Source organism: Pseudomonas sp. 9.1(2019) (genome assembly GCF_009910445.1).
GTDB lineage: Bacteria > Pseudomonadota > Gammaproteobacteria > Pseudomonadales > Pseudomonadaceae > Aquipseudomonas > Aquipseudomonas paraversuta.
The window spans coordinates 169513-191258 of sequence record NZ_VBWF01000010.1; the positions used below are offsets into that span (position 1 = coordinate 169513).

General features: G+C 60.2%; 16 protein-coding genes and 1 pseudogene. 8 read left to right on the forward strand and 9 right to left on the reverse strand.

All coding sequences use genetic code 11. The features are described from left to right. Positions 1-5: 5 nt before the first annotated feature. Complete coding sequence (locus FEZ21_RS14275) at positions 6-1283, reverse strand: MFS transporter (protein WP_003445295.1); 1278 nt, start codon at positions 1281-1283, stop codon at positions 6-8. Between the two features lie 304 nt (positions 1284-1587). Between FEZ21_RS14275 and FEZ21_RS14280 the strand changes: the two genes are divergently transcribed. Then, entirely contained in the window at positions 1588-2535 is a 948-nt protein-coding gene (locus tag FEZ21_RS14280; RefSeq protein WP_037001761.1) for an AraC family transcriptional regulator, read from the forward strand. A 139-nt stretch (positions 2536-2674) separates the two neighbouring features. Here FEZ21_RS14280 and FEZ21_RS14285 read toward each other — a convergent pair whose 3' ends face one another. Next, positions 2675-3973, reverse strand: coding sequence for a TonB-dependent receptor (locus FEZ21_RS14285; RefSeq protein WP_160627551.1), 1299 nt, complete (start codon positions 3971-3973; stop codon positions 2675-2677). 32 nt (positions 3974-4005) lie between these two features. On the opposite strand from FEZ21_RS14285, the gene FEZ21_RS14290 reads away from it, so the two are divergent. Further along, positions 4006-4194 carry a hypothetical protein gene (locus FEZ21_RS14290; RefSeq protein ID WP_003445304.1) on the forward strand — a complete coding sequence of 63 codons (189 nt, stop codon included), beginning with the start codon at positions 4006-4008 and terminating at the stop codon, positions 4192-4194. A gap of 170 nt (positions 4195-4364) precedes the next feature. Here FEZ21_RS14290 and FEZ21_RS14295 read toward each other — a convergent pair whose 3' ends face one another. The 3 genes from FEZ21_RS14295 to FEZ21_RS14305 form a co-directional block, all read right to left on the reverse strand. Beyond that, positions 4365-5558, reverse strand: a complete 1194-nt coding sequence (locus FEZ21_RS14295) for an MFS transporter (RefSeq protein ID WP_160627553.1) — start codon at positions 5556-5558, stop codon at positions 4365-4367. A 456-nt stretch (positions 5559-6014) separates the two neighbouring features. Then, positions 6015-6953 carry a LysR family transcriptional regulator gene (locus FEZ21_RS14300; RefSeq protein WP_160627555.1) on the reverse strand — a complete coding sequence of 313 codons (939 nt, stop codon included), beginning with the start codon at positions 6951-6953 and terminating at the stop codon, positions 6015-6017. Between the two features lie 439 nt (positions 6954-7392). Further along, positions 7393-8307, reverse strand: a complete 915-nt coding sequence (locus FEZ21_RS14305; protein WP_003445313.1) for a LysR family transcriptional regulator — start codon at positions 8305-8307, stop codon at positions 7393-7395. A gap of 242 nt (positions 8308-8549) precedes the next feature. On the opposite strand from FEZ21_RS14305, the gene FEZ21_RS14310 reads away from it, so the two are divergent. The 5 genes from FEZ21_RS14310 (at position 8550) to FEZ21_RS14330 (ending at position 15859) form a co-directional block, all read left to right on the forward strand. Beyond that, a complete protein-coding gene (locus FEZ21_RS14310) occupies positions 8550-9572 on the forward strand; it encodes a zinc-dependent alcohol dehydrogenase family protein (protein WP_160627558.1) in 1023 nt (340 codons plus the stop codon). A gap of 667 nt (positions 9573-10239) precedes the next feature. Beyond that, the gene (locus FEZ21_RS14315; RefSeq protein WP_160627560.1) at positions 10240-11889 is read left to right on the forward strand and encodes a VRR-NUC domain-containing protein; all 1650 of its coding nucleotides are present in this window, start codon (positions 10240-10242) and stop codon (positions 11887-11889) included. After that, positions 11886-14138: an ATP-dependent DNA helicase gene (locus FEZ21_RS14320; protein ID WP_160627562.1), complete on the forward strand. Its 2253-nt coding sequence runs from the start codon at positions 11886-11888 to the stop codon at positions 14136-14138. Before FEZ21_RS14315 ends, FEZ21_RS14320 begins: the two co-directional genes overlap by 4 nt. Before the next feature lie 73 nt (positions 14139-14211). Further along, a complete protein-coding gene (locus tag FEZ21_RS14325; protein ID WP_003445324.1) occupies positions 14212-14601 on the forward strand; it encodes a RidA family protein in 390 nt (129 codons plus the stop codon). A gap of 46 nt (positions 14602-14647) precedes the next feature. Continuing rightward, positions 14648-15859: an amino acid deaminase gene (locus FEZ21_RS14330; RefSeq protein WP_003445325.1), complete on the forward strand. Its 1212-nt coding sequence runs from the start codon at positions 14648-14650 to the stop codon at positions 15857-15859. Between the two features lie 101 nt (positions 15860-15960). On the opposite strand, the gene FEZ21_RS14335 is transcribed toward FEZ21_RS14330, so the two are convergent. Both FEZ21_RS14335 and FEZ21_RS14340 read right to left on the reverse strand, forming a co-directional pair. After that, complete coding sequence (locus FEZ21_RS14335) at positions 15961-16236, reverse strand: peptidylprolyl isomerase (RefSeq protein ID WP_003445327.1); 276 nt, start codon at positions 16234-16236, stop codon at positions 15961-15963. Between the two features lie 69 nt (positions 16237-16305). Further along, a pseudogene (locus tag FEZ21_RS14340) lies at positions 16306-17604 on the reverse strand (ATP-binding protein); the annotation flags it as partial. 242 nt (positions 17605-17846) lie between these two features. On the opposite strand from FEZ21_RS14340, the gene FEZ21_RS14345 reads away from it, so the two are divergent. After that, the gene (locus FEZ21_RS14345; RefSeq protein WP_003445331.1) at positions 17847-19148 is read left to right on the forward strand and encodes an OprD family porin; all 1302 of its coding nucleotides are present in this window, start codon (positions 17847-17849) and stop codon (positions 19146-19148) included. A gap of 105 nt (positions 19149-19253) precedes the next feature. On the opposite strand, the gene FEZ21_RS14350 is transcribed toward FEZ21_RS14345, so the two are convergent. Further along, positions 19254-20189, reverse strand: a complete 936-nt coding sequence (locus tag FEZ21_RS14350) for a carbohydrate kinase (RefSeq protein WP_010656547.1) — start codon at positions 20187-20189, stop codon at positions 19254-19256. A gap of 5 nt (positions 20190-20194) precedes the next feature. Further along, positions 20195-21676, reverse strand: a complete 1482-nt coding sequence (xylB, locus tag FEZ21_RS14355; RefSeq protein WP_003445361.1) for a xylulokinase — start codon at positions 21674-21676, stop codon at positions 20195-20197. Positions 21677-21746: the final 70 nt, after the last annotated feature.

The window sequence follows — 21746 nt, forward strand, 5'->3', positions numbered from 1 at the left end:
CGGGTTCACGCGGGCTCAGGCGCTGGCTGGCGAGTGCAGTGATTGAGGCTGAAGATCCGCTTGCGGCTATACCACGCAAGCAGGAGCACCAGCATCTGGCCCGCCAGCAGGCAGGCGAGCATGCCGCTGTAGCCGAGGCGATCGAGCAGTACTCCGGCGAGTATCGGTACCAGGGTGCGCGATGCGACAAACAGACTCGATTGCAGGCCATAGTCCATGGCCGTGAGCCCGGGGCGGGTGTGGTACATCATCAAGCCAAACATCAGGCCGGCCGAGGCGCCCATCGCCAGGGCCACAAGCATGGCGGCTGCGATCATGGCGTTGTCGCCCAGGCCGACCGTCACCACCAGCGTCAGGCAACCAATGGCCAACAGATTGCCCAGGGCCAATAGCGGCAGGCAGATGCTGCTACCGATCAGGCGGGTCAGGCGCCCGGCCAGCATGCTGGCGATGGCGCCGGTCAGGCCGCCGGCTATCCCGACGATAAGGGCAATACGATCCGCCGCAAAGCCTTGGTCGAGCATCAGTGGCTTGAGGTAAAGCCACACCGCGCCGAGGAACGGGTAATACAGCAGCACCAGCAGGGCCCAGATGCGCTGTTCGGCAATGGCAAAGTACCCCGGCCATTGACGCCAGCCAGCCTGTACGGGAAGCGGCGCGGAGCGGTTCAGGGAGGGCGTCTGCGATTGCCCGGCCTTGGGCTTGAGCCAGGGCAGCAGCAATGCCCCCGACAGCAAGCCCAGACCCAGTACGTAGAAGGGCCAGGCCCAGCCAGCGCGGGTGTACAGCAGCAACATCACGCCACCGCCGACAATTGCGCCCAGGGACATGGCTGCCGAGCGGATGGCACCGGCGCGTACCCGTTCCGACTCCGGGAGGATCTGGATCGCCAAGGCGTTCAGCGGTACATCGGCCCATGTGCCGAGCACGCTGACCAGCATCGCCAGGAGAAACATCAGGCTTGGCTCTGTGGTGCTCAGGTCATGAGCCGCGAGCAGGCCCAGGGTGCCGGCGTAGCAAAGTATCAGCAGCAGTGTCCAGTTGCGGTAGCTGGCCTGTCCCAGCCGATAGCGCTCCACGGGGGTAGCCAGAAGGAACTTGAGCATGGCGGGCAAGCCGGCCAGTTGCATCAGGCCGATCTGGGTGCCACTCCAGCCGTTCTGGCGCATGACCAGAGGCAGGCCGATATACAGATAAATCAGCGGCGCGGTGAGCGCCAGGTTGAGCCAGCCCAGCAGCAGCTGTTGGGGCCACCATGCGGTGCGTGGAGCAGGGGTCAGCATGAGAAGTTCCTTATGGCGCCCGATCAGGCGCAGGCCCGCCTCCCGGAGCGGGCGACAGGCGTTGACAGGGGGGGCGCCCTGGTCACCCAGGGCGCAGTGGTGCCGGCGGGTATGACCGGCCAGCAATGGATGTTAGTGCAATCGCGGATGAGAATGATTAGCATTGAATATGAGTGGCGGTGAATAATCTATGGGATACGGTATACGACTGGCCGTCTGCCTGGCGCCGTAGTCTGATCCGCTGCAACGAGAGCGGTGCCGGCTTTGCCACGGCACCACAAGACACGCTTTGAGGGGGATGGATATGCGAGAGTTATTGAGCCCGGGCCGGGTAAGCCAGGATTTGTCGGTGTCTTCTGCCTGGACCCGGCTCGAGGGGGTTGCCGGGGCGGGCAACCATCAGGTCGAGCGGCTGGACTGTGAAGCGGGGGTCGCGGTGATCAAGTCGCAGATGACCGCCCATAAAGTTTGCGCCGAACTGTGCCAGCACGAGGGGACAGAGCGCATGCTGGTGATTGCCTTCGCCTTGTCCGGTCAGTCGGCGTTTCATTGCCCTAAGGGCCGGGAATTGAAGTTCCAGCCGAACCAGGCGACGGTTTCTGTTTTTCGCGAGGGCAAGGGCCAGCGGGTGTATGCCGCCGACGCGCCGATCCAGCAATTACGCCTGGTGGTCACGGAGTCGGCCCTGGCGCGTTTCATTGGCCCTGAGCGCTGCCAGGGGTTGCTCGGCAGTGCCTTGGGCCAGCATGAAAGTTTTCGCCGACTTGCGTGTTATGACATCAACCCCAGCGAGCACCTGCGTCGTCTGAAAAGCCCGGGCATCCAACGGCAGGACGGCCTGACCCAGCGCATTCACGTGTTGAGCCTGCTCTCTGAACAACTCCAGGCCCTCGAAGTCGCACCGGCGCGCCAGGCCAGGTTGACGGCCCGGGACCTGGACACCCTGGACCGAATAGACCTGTTCATGAAGTCCAATCTCGACCAGCCGTTGAACAACGGCTTCCTGTGTACGGCGATGGGCGTCAGTGAGTACCGGCTCAAGGAGTACTTCCGCCAGGTCCACGGTGTCAGTCCGGGGCGTTATCTGCTGGAGCTGCGGATGACCCGTGCACGGGAGATGCTGGCCGCCGGTTACAGGGTTTCCGAGGTGGCATACAAGATCGGTTACCAGCACCCGAACAACCTGACGGCGGCGTATACCCGGTACTTCGGGCACACGCCGAAGTCGGTGCGGGGTAACCGGGCCCTCTGATTGCATGGCGAGCTATCGTTGGGCCGGCTTCTCTTAGTGCAAGGAACCGGAACACCGGCCCTGAACGAGCAACGCCCCACATGCGATGTCATGGCATCAAAGCCTTAAGCGGCGCGGGCAGGGCGTTTACCGGTTCAACTCAGAACGTTTTACTGACGCCCACCCCGAACGTACGTGGGTTGCCCACAGTTACCAGTCGCCCGTAGCCAAAGTCAGCGGCCGAGGTGCGATACCGTTCGTTGCTAAGGTTTTCACCCCACACGTAGCCTTCATACTCGTTGTTGCCCACGCTTAAACGCGCGTTGACCAAGCCATAACCACCCTGTTTCTGGGTATTGGACTGGTCGAAGTAGAAGCTCGAACGGTATTGGTAACCCAAGTCGCCGCGGCCCTTGAGGTTGTACGCGCCTATGTCCCAGGCGTATGCAGCCCCCAGTTTGCCGGTGTACCTGGACACAAATTGCTGCTGCTTGCCGCTGGCATCTACCACGCCTGTGGTGCCGGTGGCCGGAGCGTTTTCGAATTTGACGTAGGTCGCGTCGGTGTAGCCCAGGCCTGCGTAGCCGCTACAGTGTTCGTCGAGCTGCGCCTTGAGGGTCACTTCCCCGCCCAAAGAACGGCTTTTCGGGGCGTTGGCCACCGGGGTGGTCTGGGTCAGGGCGTTGTAGGTTTGCACCTGCTGGTTTTTGCGGTCGATGTAGAACAGCGCGGTGTCCAGGCTCAGGACATTTTTGATCAGCTCGCTTTTGAGGCCGATTTGATAGCTCACCAGGCTCTCGTTTTTGTACGGGCGCTCATCGCCTTTTTGCACGAACCCGATGTTGAACCCGCCGGACTTGAAGCCCCGGCTAACGCTCGCGTAAGTCTGCGTGTCATCGGTCAATTGATAGCGCACACCGATGCGCGGTACCGCGTAAGTGGTGGATAAGGTCTCACGCTGGGCAGTGACAAATCCGGCATCCATGCCCAGTGCTGTCCAGGCCGGGTTGTCGACGCTGAAGTCGTAGTTGAATTTCTTTTTGTCATGGCCAATACGCAGTCCACCAAAGATTTCCAGTTTGTCGGTGGCCGCAAACGAGGCATCGCTGAACACTGCAAACGAGGTGGTTTTGGTCTGCCCGCGGGAGGTCTGGGTCACACCGTCGCCAATGCCCATCGCGGGGTCAAAGGTGCTGGTTGCGGTGTACGCGCGCTGGCTGTCGCTGTATTCGCCATAGGCCCCGGCCAGCCATTTGATCGGCGCATCCGGAACCGACACGTAGCGAATTTCCTGGGAGGCCTGTTTGAACGTGCTGCTGTAGGGGTTGTTGACGCGGTTCTGGTAACCCGCCAGGCCTGCAGCCTCGTAGTCGGCATTGAGTTCGTTGAAATAGCCGTTGGGGAAAAACGAGCCGGTGTAGTCCACCTTGTTTTTCGACAGGCTTGTCACTGCGACCACGCTGGCAACATTTTGGACGCCTTTCGGAACATGTGACGGTCAGCACCGACTTGCTGGGTCACACATTGGCCAGCGTCGAGAAAGTGGTTTACGCCCAGGCACGGATGATGAGTTACCTGGATGTGTACTGGTTAATGGGCGTGTTGAGCCTGGTGGTACTGCCGGTACCATTTTTGATTCGGCATGCCCGGTCTAAAGTCCCTGCGCCAGCACCCGGTTGAGTGCACGCGGCTTTAAGGAGGGGCGCAGGGGGTGTCAAATGCTGTCGTATCTACGCTCGGTTATGCGGCATTGAAAACAGGCTCGGGATGCTCATTCACAACCCGTGAACTCCGCTTGCCGCCTGTTTTCGCCTTGCCTGACCTTCGCTCGAAAACATTTCGTACAGACCCTAGGGGCATCGATCCGTGTGTCCATCGGCAGTGGGAGGCCTGCTTTTCATTTGCAGGGCAAGTGTGCCAATGGCCACACCTGCTGCAGCGGCGCCCGCAATGGGGATATAGGCGAGCCCGAAATGGGTAATCACCCAGCCTGCACCTATGCCTCCCAACGCCGTTCCGAGGTTGAACGACGCAATATTAAGCCCTGAAGCCACTGCACTGGACTGCGGAGTGTAGTGGTGTGCCAGGCGCAGCATGCGCAGGGTCGACATGGTCACTATGGCAAAGAACACCACTCCCAATAGCCCCACCAGCGTTAACGTGGCGATCATTGAATCGCCCCAGAGGTACAACCCCGACAGATTAAGCATCAATGCCGTCAACCCGCCGAGCAAACATCGATCGGCGTCGAAGGCATCCACGAGATAGCCCCCCAGCAAATTGCCGAGAATGGAGCAGATACCGAACACCAGCATCGCCAGGCTCAGAACCTGCGGCGGGACACGGGTGATGTCCAGCAGGAACGGCGATACGAAGGTAAAGAATGAAAAAGTCGCCACGCTCACCAGCATCGCGATCGTGGCAGCCCCCAACAGTTCAGGGTGCAACAGGGCCGCGAGGCTTTGTTTCAGGTCTGTGGTGCGGGGACTTGCGCAACGGGGTTGCTGGCGCATCAGCAGCACCAGGCCCAGGGTGCTGATCAGGCCCAGGCCGCCGATGGCCAGGAACACCATGCGCCATGACCAGTAGCTGCCGAAGAAGGTGCCCAGAGGCACGCCAAAGGCGATTGAAAGGGTCAGGCCCATCCATACCAGCGATAGCGCTCGCCCTGCGCGCACCGGGTCGACCAGTTTGACCGCCGCGTTGGAGGCCACGGCCATGAATACCCCATGCGCGAGGCCGATGATGAAACGCACGCCATGCAAGGTCAGTACATCGGGCGCCAGACTGATGGCCACGCTGCCGGCGGCAAGCACGCCGAGGGTCAGCAACAAGACGGTTTTGTCGCGCCAGTTGGCCAACAGGGCCGTGATGATCGGGGCGCCGATGGCTGCGCCCAAGGCATAGGCGGCGATGGCTGAGCCAACTTGGGAGATGGACTCATGCAAGTCCATCGAGATCGCCGACACCAGGCCGGCAACAACGAATTCGGACAGGCCGAAGGTAAAAGTACAGAGCGAAAAAATGTAGATGACGGCTGGCATAAAGACTCGGTTGTGGGGGAGGGGCGCAACCCGTTAATGCAAAGGTGGAGGGGATAGTGCGGCGCCAAGAGTGAGATGAGAAATACTTTAAAAGTCTCTGTTTAATACTATTGGCGGGGCTTGGTTGCTTTTTGATGGCGCGAGTATTGATCCGCGGTGAATGGCTGGTTTAGTTGTGATGTTCGGCGGGTTGGCGTATCACGGGGCGGCACGATCCTGAATAACAGGTCGATTACTCAAGTATCGGTTTTTCTCGCTGACAGCTGCAGGCGCTTGCCAATAGACGTGAAAGTAATTTGCTTTATCGGTCGGCTCGCCAATGTTTGCTGGAGCTTTTTAACGGGGGGCAAGTGAATCTCGGTTCATAACCATTATCTGCACCGTTGATGACGGCCGGGCCGCCAGGTTATTGATCCCGCGCACTGGCGTCGCGAGCTTGAACAGCCTGCTGGCACTCTAACTGACCCGGGCGGCCAGCATCCCCTCGACCCGGGGACCGGCGTTGAAGTCGAGCATGGAAATGAAGCTGTCCATCAACGGTGATTGGTTGTCGGTGTTCCAGCTCATATACAGGCCGATGGCCGGGTTGGGGGAGGCGGTCACGGAGTTGATCCGGCGGAACAGGACCTTGTCGCGCATGATTGAGCCGGCAATCGACTCAGGCACCAGGGCAACGCCGAAACCGCAGGCCACCAAGCCGATCAAGGTCTGGATCTGCGCAGCCTCCTGCACCACCCTGGGGTAAAAACCGGCGGCTTCACACAAGGCGATCAACTGACTGTGGTAGCCGATGCCCAGGGCTTGGGGGGTGAATACGAAGTCTTCCCCGGCGAAATCCCTCAAGTCGATCCGACCTTCCTTCGCCTTCGGGTGATCGGCGGGCATCGCCATCACGATCTCTTCGTCCAGCAGCAGGCGCGACTCGACGTTTTGCGCCGAGATCGGCAACTTGCGCATGAAGGCAATATCCGCTTCTCCCGACACAATGGCCCTGGCCTGGCTGGAAGAAGGCATCTCCTTGATGATCAACTGGACTTTGGGGTAGGACTCGCGGAACTGGCGCAAGGTACTGAGCAGTGACTCGTAGTAGGCGATCGACAACGCAGTCACCGTGAGTTTGCCGGCAATGCCCTGGGACACCTGGCGGGCGTGTTCGATGCCCAGTTCCAGCTCCTTCAACGTGCTGTAGGCAGTGTTCAGGAATGCATCGCCAGCCGGGGTCAGCTTGACCCCGCGTTTATTGCGCGTGAACAGACTGAACCCCAGTTTGTCTTCCAGCCGGTTGATGGCCTGGCTCAACGGGGGCTGGGCCATATGCAGGCGAATGGCCGCCTTGTTGAAATTCAGCTCTTCAGCCACGGCGATGAATTGGCGTAGCAGGCGGGTTTCGATCATTTCTTCTGTTCCTTCATTGAACTGATCTGTGGGCTGGGTGCGGCAATGGTAGCGGTAAACAGGCGCTCGACTAAGGCATAAACATCGCCAAGTTGTAGGTTTGATCCAAAAACGTGCAAGCGCTGTCGAGCAGGCCTGAATGCCGTGGGCACGTTTGCGTATGGGCCTTGGGATAAATAATCGTCAGGGGATCATTTGGATTGAACATCAGCTTGATAGGCCGCATGTATCAACTTGCGTCGCCGTTAGTATTAAACAATGTGCATATACATTGTCAGGCTGAGGCAGCACCCAAGAGCAAACCGATATCTTGATTAACAACGCCGGTCGGGTCGGTTATCAAGCAATTGAAGAGGCCGACCCAACAACTGGAAGTGAATGGAGCTCCATGGTTGGTGGAAAGGCAGAAATGATCAGATAACAGCCTGTCCGACGACACCTACAGACTCTCAGGGTCGCCAAAGAACATCTGAATTCGCGAGCGCAACCAGCGCTCCCCGGGGTCGTTGTCCTGGGCGCCGCGCCATGCCATGTGCAGTTCAAAGGCCGGGGTGTCCAGCGGCGGGTCTTCGGCGCGAACGCCGCCGGCGGCGGTCAGGGCTTCGGCGGTGTAATCCGGCACGGTGGCGATGATGTCGGTGCCGGCGAGCAGGGTACTCAGGCCGTTGAACTGCGGTACGGCCAGCACGACGTGGCGCTTGCGGCCCATTTTTTCCAGCTCGGTGTCCATAAAGCCGCTGAGGTCGCCGGCAAATGAAACCAGGGCATGGGGCCGGGCACAGAAGTCATCCAGGCTTAACGGGCCGGGCACTGTGTCGGCGCGCAACAGTTTGGGCTTGCTGCGGCGCAATACCTTGCGCTTGGCATTGGCCGGCAGGTCGCTGGTATAGCTGACACCCACGGAAATTTCACCGGAGGCCAGCAGCGGCGGCATCAGGATGTAGTTGACCCGGCGCACCACCAGCACGATCCCCGGCGCTTCTGCCCGCAAGCGCTTGAGCAGCATGGGCAGCAGCGCAAATTCCACATCATCCGACAGGCCAATCCGGAATACCGAGGTGCTGGTGGCCGGGTTGAATTCCGAGGCGCGGCTCACGGCCGTGGAAATTGAATCCAGGGCCGGAGACAGCAGGGCAAAAATCTCGATCGCTCGGGCCGTAGGCTCCATGCTGCGCCCGGTGCGCACAAACAAAGGGTCGTCGAACAGGTTGCGCAGGCGTGAAAGTGCCGCACTGATTGCCGGTTGCCCCAGAAACAGTTTCTCGGCGGCGCGGGTCACACTGCGCTCATGCATCAGGGTTTCGAAGACGATCAGCAAATTCAGATCGACGCGACGCAAGTCGTTACGGTTCATCTGGCAGGCTTCACAGGCGGTTCAACGGTGAGGTAGGTAACGGATCTTACTGGCAAAACTCGTAAATCGACACACGGTAGATTGGCTTTCTGCGTTTTTACTGGCCGCAGTGCTGTTTGCCAGCGGACAAAATGCCTGCGGATCAATGTCAGGCATGTCGACTATTAATGCTGTCTGTTAGTCTTGCGCACAAAGCCCGGATAAAGTCCGTGGCATTAGCGATTAATTAGGCGAGGTTTGTAATGTCGCGCACGATCCGTTTTCACAAGTTTGGCCCGGCCGAGGTACTCACGTGCGAAGAGCACGAGGTCGCTGCGCCTGCGGCCGGGGAAGTGCAGGTGCGTGTCCAGGCTATTGGTATCAGCTGGTATGACGTGCTCTGGCGGCAGAACCTGGCCCCGAGCCAGGCCCGCTTGCCTGCAGGTATCGGCCATGAGATGGCCGGTATTGTCACTGCCCTAGGTGCCGGTGTGGAGGATCTGGCGGTGGGTGACAAGGTCGCCAGCTTTCCCGGACAGAGTGCCAACGACTATCCCACCTATGGCGAGCTGATCGTGATGCCGCGTTCGGCCCTCACTCGCTACCCGGATGTCCTTACCCCGGTTGAGGCCAGTGTGCATTACACGCCTTTGCTGATCGCCTACTTTGCCTATGTCGATCTGGCGCGGGTCAAGCCCGGCCAGACCGTGCTGATCACCGATGCCAGCCACTGCGCAGGGCCTTCGTTCGTGCAGCTGGGCAAGGCGTTGGGGGTCAAGGTCATTGCGGCGACCCGGGATGCTGCAGAGCGTGAAGGTTTGCTGGCCCTGGGTGCAGACAAGGTCATAGTCACCGAGGAGCAGGACTTGCTGATGCAAATCAACAAGATCACTGACAACAAAGGGGTCGACGTTGTACTTGACGGCCTTGGCGGTCCGCAGATGTCGGTGCTGGGTGATGTGCTGGCCCCCCGGGGCAGTCTGGTGCTGTATGGCCTGCAGGGCGGCAACAACACCCCGTTCCCGGCCTGTGCGGCGTTCCAGAAGAACATCCAGTTCTTTGTTCACTGTATCGGTAACTTCACCGGCAAGCCGGAGCTGGGCATTGCCCAGGATGAAGAAGCCATGCAACGGGCGCTGCGCGAGATCAACCAGTTGACCGCCGACCGGGTGCTGTTGCCACTGGAAGTGCGGGTGTTCCCTTTTGAAGAGTTCGTAGAGGCCCATCGCTACATGGACGATTGCCCATGCCGTGGGCGGGTCGCCTTGCAACTGACCGACGCCTGAAACTGCCAGCGCCCCCCAGTGCAAGGCTAAGGGACGTTGATTTCACCCCGTAGTCTGCATCGCTGGCAAGCCAGACTCCCACAGGGAGAGTCGACCGGGTTGAGTCTGCAGGAGCGGGCTTGCCCGCGGTGCGGGGTCGGACGCAGCACCCCGTAGTCTGCATCGCTGGCAAGCCAGACTCCCACAGGGAGAATTGACCGGGTTGAGTCTGTAGGAGCGGGCTTGCCCGCGATGCGGGATCGGACGCAGCACCCGGTGATCGGCATCGCTGGCAAGCCAGGCTCCCACAGGGAGAATTGACCGGGTTGAATCTGTAGGAGCGGGCTTGCCCGCGATGCGGGGTCAGACGCAGCACCCCGTGGTCAGCATAGGGATAGTTGACCGGGTTGAGTCTGCAGGAGCAGGCTTGCCCGCGATGCGGGGTCAGACGCAGCACAAGGTGGTCTGCATCGCTGGCAAGCCAGACTCCCACAGGGAGAATTGACCGGGTTGAATCTGTAGGAGCGGGCTTGCCCGCGATGCGGGGTCGGACGCAACATCTGCGTCAGCGCCCACTGATTTTTGATTAACAACCCGCACCACTCATCCAATAGGGTTTGCCAGAGCACCGGGCAAACTGATATCTGTACGCATATCCAGTATTCGACACCAGTGGTTTGTCCTGCCCGTGATTTCCGATCCTCTTGAAGATCCGCTTTATTACCTGAAGAATTTCCAGCACGTGCTCGGCTGGATCGCGACCCGCTACAGCGATGTCCTCAGTACCGAAGAGCAGCAATTCATCGCCGGTTTTGCCCTGTTGCCCAATGCCTCCCAGGCGCTCTGGGTGCGCATGATCATGCGTAAGGGGCAGCACTTTCGCGCAAGCAAGCTCGACTACCCGGAAATCGGTGATTGCGCGCAGGCGGCTGCGCCTCTGCTGGCTCTGGGCTGGCTGGATGACCAGGCGCCCCTGGCCCTGGCCGAGGTGTTTGAAGTGCTGACCAAGCCGGAAATCCAGGCACGGTTCAGCGCTCATCTCACCCGGCCCAAGGGTAAAAAAACCGATTGGCTGCAGGACCTGGCCGGCGACTTTCCGCAAATACAGAGCCTGTGTGCATGGCACCCCACGCTGCAAGAACCCCTTTACAGCCTCGGCAACCGGGCGCTGGGGGATCGCCTGCGGCTGATGTTCTTTGGCAATCTCAGTCAGGGCTGGTCAGATCTGGTGTTGGCCGACCTGGGGCTGTTCACCTACGAAAAGGTTGATATCAGCCCCGAGTCACGGGCCTTGCGCTGCCGGGCCGATATTGACGGTTATCTGCATCTTTATGCCTGTCGCGAACAGTTTGAAAGTGCTGGAGATGTGAGTGCCGTGCTGCCAGCGGTGCTGGACTACGTGGCAGATAACCCCTGGCTGCAACGACGCAGGGCGCGCTTGCTGTTCCAGTTCGGCCAGCACCACGAACGGGCAGGGGAGCTGGCCCGGGCACTGGAGGTTTACCAGCACTGCGGGCACCCCGAGGCGCGCCTGCGCATGATCCGGGTACTTGAATTGCTGGAGCAATACCCGCAGGCCATGACCCTGGCAGACGCTGCGCAAGGTGCGCCGTTCAACGACGCCGAGCATCAGCAATTGCAGCGCATGCTCCCGCGGCTGCGACGCAAGCTCGGACTGCCGGCGCTGGTGCGAACCAAACCCAGCCCCCCTGAACGGTTGGACCTGAGCCTGGAGCGCCTTGAGGCAACCTCGGTCGAGTTCATGGTGGTGGCACATCTGCACACGCCGGACGAGCCCGTGCATTACGTTGAAAACACCTTGATCAACGGGCTGTTTGGCCTGTTGTGCTGGCCGGCCATTTTTGCACCGCTGCCCGGGGCATTTTTTCACCCGTATCAAAGCGGCCCGGCTGATTTGCTGGAGCAAGACTTCTACCTGCGTCGGGCCGAGCTGTTCGAAGCCTGTCTGGCGCAGCTGGACAGTGGCCAGTACCTGAAGACTGTCCGCGATGCGTATAGCGCCAAGTTCGGTGTGCAATCACCCTTTGTGGCCTGGAACTATCTGAGCGAGGCGCTGCTGGAAGACGCACTGACCTGCCTGCCGCCCGCGCACTTGAAGGTCTGGTTCCTGCGCCTGCTGCAGGACATCAAGGCCAACCGCTCGGGCATGCCGGACTTGATCCAGTTTTGCCCGGCGCAAAAAACCTACCGCATGATCGAGGTCAAAGGCCCGGGTGACCGTTTGCAGGACAACCAGCTGCGCTGGCTGGACCTGTGCGAGCAACATCAAATGCCCGTGACCGTCTGTTACGTGCAATGGCAGGACCCGGGCCCTTGAACTATCGGGTGGCAGTCCGTGCCCTGTGCGAGTTCACGGCCAAGGTCGGCGATCTGGACTTGCGCTTCACCCCGTCACCTACGGCCCAGCAGGGAATTGCCGGGCATCGCACCGTCGCTTCCCGACGCAGTGCCGGGTACCAGGCCGAGTTGAGCCTGGAGGGGCAGTTCGGCGCATTGACCGTACGCGGCAGGGCGGACGGCTATGACCCGTCGGGCAATGTGCTGGAGGAAGTCAAAACCTATCGCGGCGATTTCACGGCGATACCGGCCAATCACCGTCAATTGCACTGGGCCCAGTGCCGGGTTTACGGCTGGTTGCTCTGTCAGAGCCTGCAGTTGCCCGAGGTCAATCTGGCACTGGTGTATTTCGATATCGTCAGCGAGCAGGAAACCCGGCTCCAGGAAACCTGGAGCGCCGAGCGGCTGCAGGATTTTTTCAATCAGCAATGCAGGTTGTTTTTGACCTGGGCCGATCAGGAAATGGCCCATCGTGAAGCGCGGGATGCGGCGGCCCGCAGCCTGGCGTTTCCTCATCCACAGTTTCGTACCGGGCAAAGGGCTCTGGCCGAAGCGGTGTACAAGACCGCCAGCGGCGGGCGCTGCCTGATGGCCCAGGCGCCCACCGGCATTGGTAAAACCATCGGTACGCTATTCCCCTTGGTCAAGGCCATGCCGGCCCGGGAACTGGACATATTGCTGTTTCTGACGGCCAAGACCCCCGGGCGCAAGCTGGCCCTGGATGCCGCTCAGGTGCTTTATCCGCGAGCTGCCAACCCGGCGCTACGGGTTTTGGAACTGGTGGCCCGGGACAAGGCCTGTGAATACCCGCAGAACGCCTGCAATGGTGAATCCTGCCCGTTGGCCAAGGGTTTTTATGACCGCTTGCCGGCAGCGCGGCTGGCGGCTGTCGCACAGTCGCCGCTGGACCAGCAGACCCTGCGCGAGGTGGCCCTGGCCCATCAGGTCTGCCCGTATTACCTGAGCCAGGAAATGGCACGCTGGGCCGACCTGATCATTGCCGATTACAACTACTACTTCGATTTCACGGCCTTGCTTTATGGCCTGGCCCAGGCCAACCAGTGGCGGGTCGCGACCCTGGTGGACGAGGCGCACAACCTGGTGGAGCGCGGGCGCCAGATGTACAGCGCCAGTCTGCACCAGCAAACCCTCAATAGCGTGCGCCAGGATGCCCCGCCAGCGCTGGACAAGGTATTCAAGCGCCTCAATCGGGAATGGAATGCCCTGCACAAAGACCAGCCAGGGCCTTATCAGGTGCACGGGCAATTGCCGGCTAAATGGCTCAATGCCTTGTCCGGCTGCATCACCGCCATTGGCGACTACCTTAACGATCACCCCCAGGGGCTGAGTGGAAAACTGCAAGGCTTCTACTTTGAAGCCCTGCAATTCAACCGGGTGGCGGAGTTGTTTGATGCGCATTTCCTGTTCGACGTGAGCCTGGTTGAAGGCGGCAAAAAACGCCTGTCACAACTCAACCTGCGCAATATTGTGCCGGCGCTCTTTATCGGCCCGCGACTGGCCAGTGCGCAGAGCAATGTGCTGTTTTCCGCCACCCTCAGCCCGCGGAGCTATTACACCCACTTGTTGGGGCTGCCCACTGATGCGGTGTGGATCGATGTGGAATCGCCGTTTCAGGCCCGGCAACTGGCGGTACAGGTAGTCAGCCGGATATCCACCCGCTTTGTGCATCGCCAGGCCTCGCTGGAGCCCATCGTGGAGCTGATCTGCGGGCAATTCACCCGGCGCCCCGGCAACTATCTGGCCTTTTTCAGCAGCTTTGATTACCTGCAACAGGTGGCCGGGTTGCTCGCCGAGCGCTATCCGCACATTGCCCAGTGGTCCCAGGCACGGGGCATGGATGAAGCAGCGCGCCAGGGGTTTCTCGATCAATTCACGCTCTCGGGGCAGGGCATTGGCTTTGCGGTGCTGGGCGGGGCGTTTGGCGAAGGCATCGATTTACCCGGTGCACGGTTGATCGGTGCCTTTGTCGCGACCCTGGGGCTGGCGCAGTTGAACCCGGTCAACGAGCAGATCAAGCAGCGCATGGGTGCCCTGTTCGGTGCCGGGTATGACTACACCTACCTGTATCCGGGGGTGCAAAAAGTGGTGCAGGCGGCAGGGCGGGTGATTCGCACCCAGGATGATCAGGGCACGTTGTTTCTGATTGATGACCGGTTTGCCGAGCCCAAGGTGCAACAGCTGTTCCCGCGCTGGTGGCAGTTGGGTTGAGAGCGCAACCTTGTGGCACACTGCTGAGCCTGTGGTGCATGACGCGCCTTGTCCAAGCAGTGGAGTTTTATCGATGAGCATCAAACGTTTCGGTACCGGCGCAGTAGGCGCAGGTGGTCAGCCTTTACCTTTCGCCCGCGCTGTTGAAGCCGATGGCTGGCTGCATGTGTCGGGTCAGGTGGCCATGGAAAACGGCGAAATCATCAACGGCGGCATCGTTGAACAGACCCACAAGACCATGCAAAACCTGATCGCGATTCTTGAAGAAGCCGGCTATGGCCTTGAAGACGTGGTCCGCGCTGGCGTGTGGCTGCAGGACCCGCGGGACTTCTGGAGTTTCAACAAGGTGTTTGCCTCGTATTTCAAAAGCGAACACGCCCCGGCCCGCGCCTGTGTCCAGGCGATGATGATGGTGGATTGCCGGGTCGAAATCGACTGCATCGCCTACAAGGCCAAGCGCTAAACCCAGGCTCGCGATCAATATAAAATGTGAGGAGTCGAGTGTGTCGATGACGTTGAACAATGCCCAAGTACTCAAAGGTGCTGCCAACCCCGCCGACCATCTGGTGCGTGATGTCAGTTTGCCGGCGCTGGTGATTCACCGGGCTGCACTGGAACACAATATTCGCTGGATGCAGGACTTCGTCAGCCGCAGCGGCGCAGAGCTGGCGCCCCACGGCAAGACCAGCATGACCCCGGCATTGTTTCGCCGCCAGCTGGCGCAAGGCGCCTGGGGTATAACCCTGGCCAGTGCAGTGCAGACCTGCACGGCCTATGCCGGGGGTGTGCGCCGGGTACTGATGGCCAATCAATTGGTCGGCCGCGCCAATATGGCGTTGATCGCCGGTTTGCAACAAGACCCGGCCTTCGAATTTCATTGCATGGTTGATCACCCGGATAACGTCCAGGCGCTGGGGGCTTTTTTTGCCGAGCGTGGTCAGCGTCTGAACGTGATGATCGAATACGGTGTGGTGGGCGGCCGTTGTGGCTGTCGTACCGAGCAAGAAGTGCGGGCCCTGGCTGCTGCGATCAAGGCACAACCGGCCCTGGCGCTGACCGGCATCGAAGGCTACGAAGGGGTGATACACGGCGAGCAGGCGGTCAGCGGGATTCGCGCGTTTGCCGCTTCCCTGGTACGCCTGGCCCTTGAACTGCAACGTGACGGCGCCTTTGCGCTGGACAAGCCGATCGTCACGGCCTCGGGCTCTGCCTGGTATGACCTGATTGCCGAAGGTTTCGCCGCCGAGGCGGCCAGCGGGCGTTTTCTGAGCATTCTGCGCCCCGGCAGTTATGTGGTGCACGATCACGGGATCTACAAAGACGCCCAGTGCTGCGTGCTGGACCGTCGCAGCGACTTGCACGAGGGCTTGCGCCCGGCGCTGGAAGTCTGGGCCCATGTGCAATCGTTGCCGGAACCGGGCTTTGCGGTGATTGCCCTGGGCAAGCGCGATGTGGCCTACGATGCGGGGCTGCCGATGCCGTTAAAGCGTTACCGCGAAGGGGTATTGCCGGCCGTGGGTGATGACGTCAGTGCCTGTACGGTCACGGCGGTCATGGATCAGCACGCGTTCATGACGATCGCTGCGGGCACTGAACTGAAGGTGGGCGACATCATCAGCTTCGGTACCTCGCACCCTTGCCTGACGTTCGACAAATGGCGCACGGGCTGCCTGGTGGACGAGCAACTGAATGTGGTCGAGAGCCTTGAAATAGTGTTCTGAAACCAGCGCACCAGGCTTGTGTAGGAGCGAGCTTGTCTCGCGAGCTTTTGTGCCGCTAACAGCTCGCGAGGCAAGCTCGCTCCTACAGGTTTGGTGGTGTTTCAGTCGCGGTAGAACACCTGTACCAGGTGATAGCCGAACTTGCTTTTGATCGGTCCGTGCACCACCCGCAACGGCTTTTTGAAGATGATCTGGTCGATAACGCCAACCATCTGCCCCGGACGAACCTCACCCAAATCCCCCCCACGCTTGCCTGACGGGCAGGTGGAGAATTTTTTCGCCAGCACATCGAAGGCTTCGCCCTTGGCGATGCGTTGCTTGAGCGATTCGGCTTCTTCGGCGGTTTTCACCAGGATATGGCGGGCTTGAGCTTTCATGGGGCGTATACCTTGAAACTGTGGGGCAGATTGCGCGGCCGCGGATTATGCCTGAGTTTTGCTGTTGTAGCGCGGCAGGTACAGGCGTACGCAGGTACCACTGTCGATTTCGCTGCTGATGGTCACATGACCGCCGGACTGCTGGGCAAAGCCGTAAATCATCGATAACCCCAGGCCGGTGCCCTGGCCTACAGGCTTGGTGGTGAAAAAGGGGTCGAAAGCCCTGGCCAGAATCTGCGGGGACATGCCGGTGCCGTTATCACAAACCTCCAGCAGTACATACTCGCCGGATTTGACCGGTTCCAGACTTTGCAGGTCACTGGTATCCAGGTGGCTGTTGGCGGTCTTGACCACCAGTTTGCCGCCGTCGGGCATGGCATCGCAGGCGTTGATAATCAGGTTGAGCAGGGCGCTTTCAAGCTGGCCGGTATCGGTATTGACGGCCCAGATGTCCTGGCCCAGATCGACCTGCAGGTCGATGTGGGCACCCTTGGTACGACTGAACAGCTCCTGCAGTGAGCTCACCAGGGCATTAGGGTCCAGAGGTTTGCGATCCAGCGACTGGCGGCGGGAAAACGCCAGCAGACGATGGGTCAGGGCGGCTGCCCGTTGCGCTGAAGCGACGGCGGCATCGGTGAAGCGGACTATTTCGTCACTGCGCCCGGCCGCGATATAGCGCTTGGCCAGGTCCAGGCTGGCGATGATACCGGTCAGCATGTTGTTGAAATCATGGGCTATACCGCCGGTCAGCTGGCCAACGGCTTCCATTTTTTGCGCATGCCGCAGGGTGTCTTCAATCCTTTCGCGCTCGATCATCTCGCGCTGCAGTTGATCGTTGGCCTCGGCCAGGGCCTGGGTGCGTTCCGTGACACGCTCTTCAAGGGTGTCATTGAGCTCGCGCAAGGCCTGCGCCGTACGCTTGATGGACGTGCGGCGCCTGGAGGTCTGAACCGCAACCATCAAAATCCCGGCCACCTTGTGCGTCTCATCGAAAACGGGACTGAAGGTCAGGTCAAGCCACAGCTCGGTTGCCAGATACTGGTCCGGAAGCACGTAGTACTGGTCAAGATAGGAGCGGCTTTCACCGGCCAGTACGGCCTCGATAATCGGCTGGCTGTATTCACGGAACTCCGGCCAGCAGCGCTGCATGGGCTGACCAAAGGCGCCCGGGTGCTTGTTACCCGCCAGCGCTGCAAAACTGTCGTTGTAGATCTGGGTCAATTGCTCGCCCCAAAACAGCAACATCGGCAGCGGGGAGTTGAGTACAAGCTGTGCGCTGGTGCGCAAGCTCTGAGGCCATTTTGCGACTTCACCCAAGGGGCTGCGGGCTAATGCCCCACGTTGGCTGACAGAAAATACGGCGCTCATGGATAAGTCCCGAGATTGAATCTGAAAATGTACCTATTAAAGGCTGAGTGAAGGCTAAAGGCTATCATTGGTACTAACAAGTCCGGCTTAGACAGTACGACTAAGGTCGAGTGAGGCTCAGGCTTGGCCTTTCGTACAATTGCGCTCTCATTTTTGATCGAAGAATCCCGTTTGGGTCGTTAACCCCAGGCGCGTCTTCGATTGTTTCTGTTTTGCGCGTCATTCGCTGCTGGAGCTTGTCCATGGTTGTCCCTTTTTCATTGTTGACGCATTGCCGGGTTGCACGTGTCGGCGCACTGGCGGTGTGTACCGGTATTGCAACACAGACCCAGGCTGGCGGGTTCATTGAAGACAGCAGCGCCAGGCTGGAAGCGCGAACGGTGTATTTCAACCGTGATTTCCGTGATGGCAGCACTTCAAACCCCCAGGGCGCCTCCAAGCGTGACGAGACGGCTCAAGGCTTTATTCTCAATCTGCAATCGGGCTACACAGAAGGCACGGTGGGCTTCGGGCTCGATGCCTTGGGCATGTTGGGGCTGAAAATCGACTCCAGCCCCGCTGACAGCAACAGTGGCTTGCTACCTTCGACCGGCAGTGATCCCCGTCGTTCCAAGGATCAGTACGCCAAATTCGGCCTGACCGGAAAAATGCGGGTATCGCACAGCGTTCTGAAGTACGGGGCGTTGCTGCCGGACCTGCCATTGCTCAAGTACAACGACGGCCGTCTGCTGCCAACCATGTTCAATGGCGCGATGCTGGAGTCCCGGGAATTGAGCGACCTGAAGTTCACGGCCATGCGCCTTGATCGCTATACCGCACGGGACTCCACCGACGCTCAGGACCTGCGCCTGAACTGCAAGAACAAGCGTTATGCCTGCAATATCACTGCCGACCATTTCAATATGTACGGCCTGGACTACAAGGTGAACGAGCGGCTGACAGCGCAATACCACTATGCCGAACTGGAGGACATCTACCGCCAGCAATTTATCGGGATAGTGGCCAGTCAGCCTGTGGGTTCGGGCGTCGTGTCGGCCGATGTACGTTTGCTCAAGAGTGATGACGCCGGTTCGGCCAAGGCCTCGACCATTGATAACCGGGCGCTTGGAGCCCTGTTCAGCTACGCATTGGCCGGTCATAAATTCAGTGCCGGCTGGCAGCGCATGAATGGTGACACCTCGATGCCGTACCTGGATGGCAGCAACCCATATCTGGTCAACTACCTTCAGGTCAACGACTTCGCCAATGCCCAGGAGCGTTCGTGGCAGCTGCGTTATGACTATGACTTCAAGGCGGTGGGCATTAACGGATTGTCGTTCCTGACCCGTTACGTCAATGGTGACCACATCAAAGTGGTTGGCCGTAGCGAAGAAGGCAAAGAGTGGGAACGCGACAGCGAGCTCAAATACATAGTGCAAAGCGGCAGGTTCAAGGACGTCAGCCTGCGTTTGCGCAATGCCACCTATCGCACCAACTACGCGCAGTTCGCCCGCGATGTTGATGAGACCCGCCTGATCGTCAGCTATAACCTGTCGATCTGGTGATACCACGCCCCTCAACCCTGTAGGAGCGAGCTTGCTCGCGAGCTTTTCAACCAAACCGCGAAGAGCTCGCGAGACAAGCTCGCTCCTACAGAGGTCGGGGTGTGATCAGTCCAGTTGATGGCGGTAGGGCAGGTCCGGCCCGGTTTTGCTGCAGGTCAGCGCCGCCGCGCGGCTGGCGAAGTCCAGCAGGGCGCCGATCTGGTTTTTGCTCAACTGTTGCAAACCTTCAATCGAGTCCAGTCCATGCTCGGTCAGCCAGGCAATCACTGCCGCCTGAAAGGTATCGCCCGCACCCACGGTGTCGGCAACCTTTACTGCACTGGCCGCAACCCTCTGATGGCCATGCTCGCTGAATACGCTGGCGCCCTGGCCTCCACGGGTCAAAAACACCAGTTGGCAGCGCTGGCCCAGCCATGACCGGGCTATCTGTTGCGGGTCTTGCCCCGGGTACAGCAGTTCGAGATCTTCATCACTGACTTTGATCAGGTCGGCATAGGGGATCAGTTGCTTGATCCGCTGACGCCAGATCTCTATATCCGGCTCCGGGTTGAGTCGCACGTTCGGGTCGAGGCTGATCAGGCGCCGTCCGCTTTCGCGTCTGACCAGTGCCAGCAGGGTGTCGGCAACGGGTTGCACCACCAGAGAGAACGACCCGACATGGATGCCCCGTATCTGCGTGCTTAGCTGCGGCAGATGATGGAGTTGCAGTTGCCGGTCGGCGCAGCCTTCGCCGCGAAAGCTGTAGGCGGGCGCACCCTTGGCGTCCAGCGCGACCATGGCCAGGGTGGTGGGAGCGTCCATATCCAGTAAAAACGCCTGGCTGACGCCTTCCTCGCTCAGTACCTGCTTTAACCGACGGCCAAGGTAATCGGTGGACAACCCGGCAAACATGCCGGCTTCGACGCCCAAGCGCCGCAGGCCCACGGCGACGTTGAACGGCGAACCTCCGGCAAGCGCCTTGAAGTCCACTTTGCCCGCCTGTTGGCTGCTGTCTGCCTGGGCAAAAAAATCAAACAGCGCTTCACCACACACCAGATACATAGCATTCACTCGGATAAGGCCGCGACCTGTAGACGGTAGCGCACATAGGATTGTTCATAGGCCGCGACGTTTTTGGCGTCGGGCCTGGTTTCGCTGGCGTGGTCAAGGCGCACGCAGCGTTGGCACAGCTGCTCAAGGCTGTCGGCACCTGTACACCATGCCGCCTGAATGGCTGCGCCCAGTGCCGCGGCTTCACTTTGTTCGGCACAGATGACCCGGGTGTCCATGATATCGGCCACGATCTGGCGCCACAGCGGGCTTTTCGAGCCACCGCCGACCAGCAGGATGGTGTGGCTTTGCAAGCCGTTGCGGCGCAGCAGGTCAAGACCATAACGCAAACCGAAGGTGGTGCCCTCGATTGCTGCCCGGCAAAAATTGGCCTGGTTCAGGTTGGTCAGGGTCAGGCCGTGGAAACTGCCGGTGGCGTCGGGCAGGGCGGGCACCCGTTCACCGTTGAGAAACGGCAGCAGGCTGACGCCTTCGGCGCCTATCGGTGCCTGGCCGGCCAATTGATTGAAGGCATCCAGGGACAGGCCAAACAGTTCGCGTATGGCGCTGGTGACATTGGTCAGGTTGAGGGTGCAAATCAGCGGCAGCCAGCCACCGCTGGACGAGCAAAAATTGGCAACCGCTGGCTCCGGGCTGGCCTGGGGCTGCGGGTCAAAGGCGTAGACGGTGCCGGATGAGCCGAGGCTCATGGTGATGATCCCGGGTTGGATATTGCCGGTGCCTATGGCCCCCAGCATATTGTCGCCGCCGCCGCTGCAGACCACTGCCTCGGGGTTGAGGTCCAGCAAGCGGGCAATTTCAGGCCGCAGCGTGCCTGCAGCGGCACGGGATTCGATCAGCTCGGGCAATGCTCGTTCCAGGCGCCCCTCGGGGTCGATATAACGCAGGATGTCGAGGTCCCACTGCCGGGTGCGCACGTTGAAATAACCGGTGCCGGAGGCATCGCCGTATTCACTGCAGTAACGGCCGGTCAGCCAGAAATTCAGATAGTCATGGGGCAACAGGATATGGGCGATGCGCTCAAACACTTGCCGATGGTGGTGGCGGGTCCAGAGCAGCTTGGACACCGTATAGCCGGGAGCTATTACCAGCCCCAGGCGTTGCAGTGAGCCGGCCTCACCGCCCAGCCACTCGAGCAGTTGGCGGTTTTCAGGGGTGGACTCGGTGTCGCACCAGAGTTTGGCCGGGCGCAGCACAGTGCCATGTTCATCCAGCAGCACCAGCCCGTGTTGCTGACCGCTGACCCCGATACCACGGATTTGCTGACCGCTGACTCCGGCGGCCGCCAGCGCCTGTTGCGTGGCTGTCGTCAGGGCCTGCAACCATTGGCCGGTGTCCTGCTCGCGGCGACCGTGCTCACCCTGAATCAGCGTGTGCGGCGCCGAGCCCTGACCCAGAACCTGACCGCTCTGGCTGTCCAGGATCAGCGCCTTGGTACCCTGGGTGCCGCAATCGATACCGAGAAATAAGTGATTCATGGGGCGTTGACCTAATCAGAATCCGGAGAAATACCGCAAACCCTAAAACCACTGCTATCTCAATTGTAGG

Bases quoted from the DNA above. Each gene is read 5' to 3' on its own strand.
- FEZ21_RS14275 (WP_003445295.1), bottom strand. From the start codon at position 1,283: ATGCTGACCCCTGCTCCACGCACCGCATGGTGGCCCCAACAGCTGCTG.
- FEZ21_RS14280 (WP_037001761.1), top strand. From the start codon at position 1,588: ATGCGAGAGTTATTGAGCCCGGGCCGGGTAAGCCAGGATTTGTCGGTG.
- FEZ21_RS14295 (WP_160627553.1), bottom strand. From the start codon at position 5,558: ATGCCAGCCGTCATCTACATTTTTTCGCTCTGTACTTTTACCTTCGGC.
- FEZ21_RS14300 (WP_160627555.1), bottom strand. From the start codon at position 6,953: ATGATCGAAACCCGCCTGCTACGCCAATTCATCGCCGTGGCTGAAGAG.
- FEZ21_RS14305 (WP_003445313.1), bottom strand. From the start codon at position 8,307: ATGAACCGTAACGACTTGCGTCGCGTCGATCTGAATTTGCTGATCGTC.
- FEZ21_RS14310 (WP_160627558.1), top strand. From the start codon at position 8,550: ATGTCGCGCACGATCCGTTTTCACAAGTTTGGCCCGGCCGAGGTACTC.
- FEZ21_RS14325 (WP_003445324.1), top strand. From the start codon at position 14,212: ATGAGCATCAAACGTTTCGGTACCGGCGCAGTAGGCGCAGGTGGTCAG.
- FEZ21_RS14330 (WP_003445325.1), top strand. From the start codon at position 14,648: ATGACGTTGAACAATGCCCAAGTACTCAAAGGTGCTGCCAACCCCGCC.
- FEZ21_RS14335 (WP_003445327.1), bottom strand. From the start codon at position 16,236: ATGAAAGCTCAAGCCCGCCATATCCTGGTGAAAACCGCCGAAGAAGCC.
- FEZ21_RS14345 (WP_003445331.1), top strand. From the start codon at position 17,847: ATGGTTGTCCCTTTTTCATTGTTGACGCATTGCCGGGTTGCACGTGTC.
- FEZ21_RS14350 (WP_010656547.1), bottom strand. From the start codon at position 20,189: ATGTATCTGGTGTGTGGTGAAGCGCTGTTTGATTTTTTTGCCCAGGCA.
- xylB (WP_003445361.1), bottom strand. From the start codon at position 21,676: ATGAATCACTTATTTCTCGGTATCGATTGCGGCACCCAGGGTACCAAG.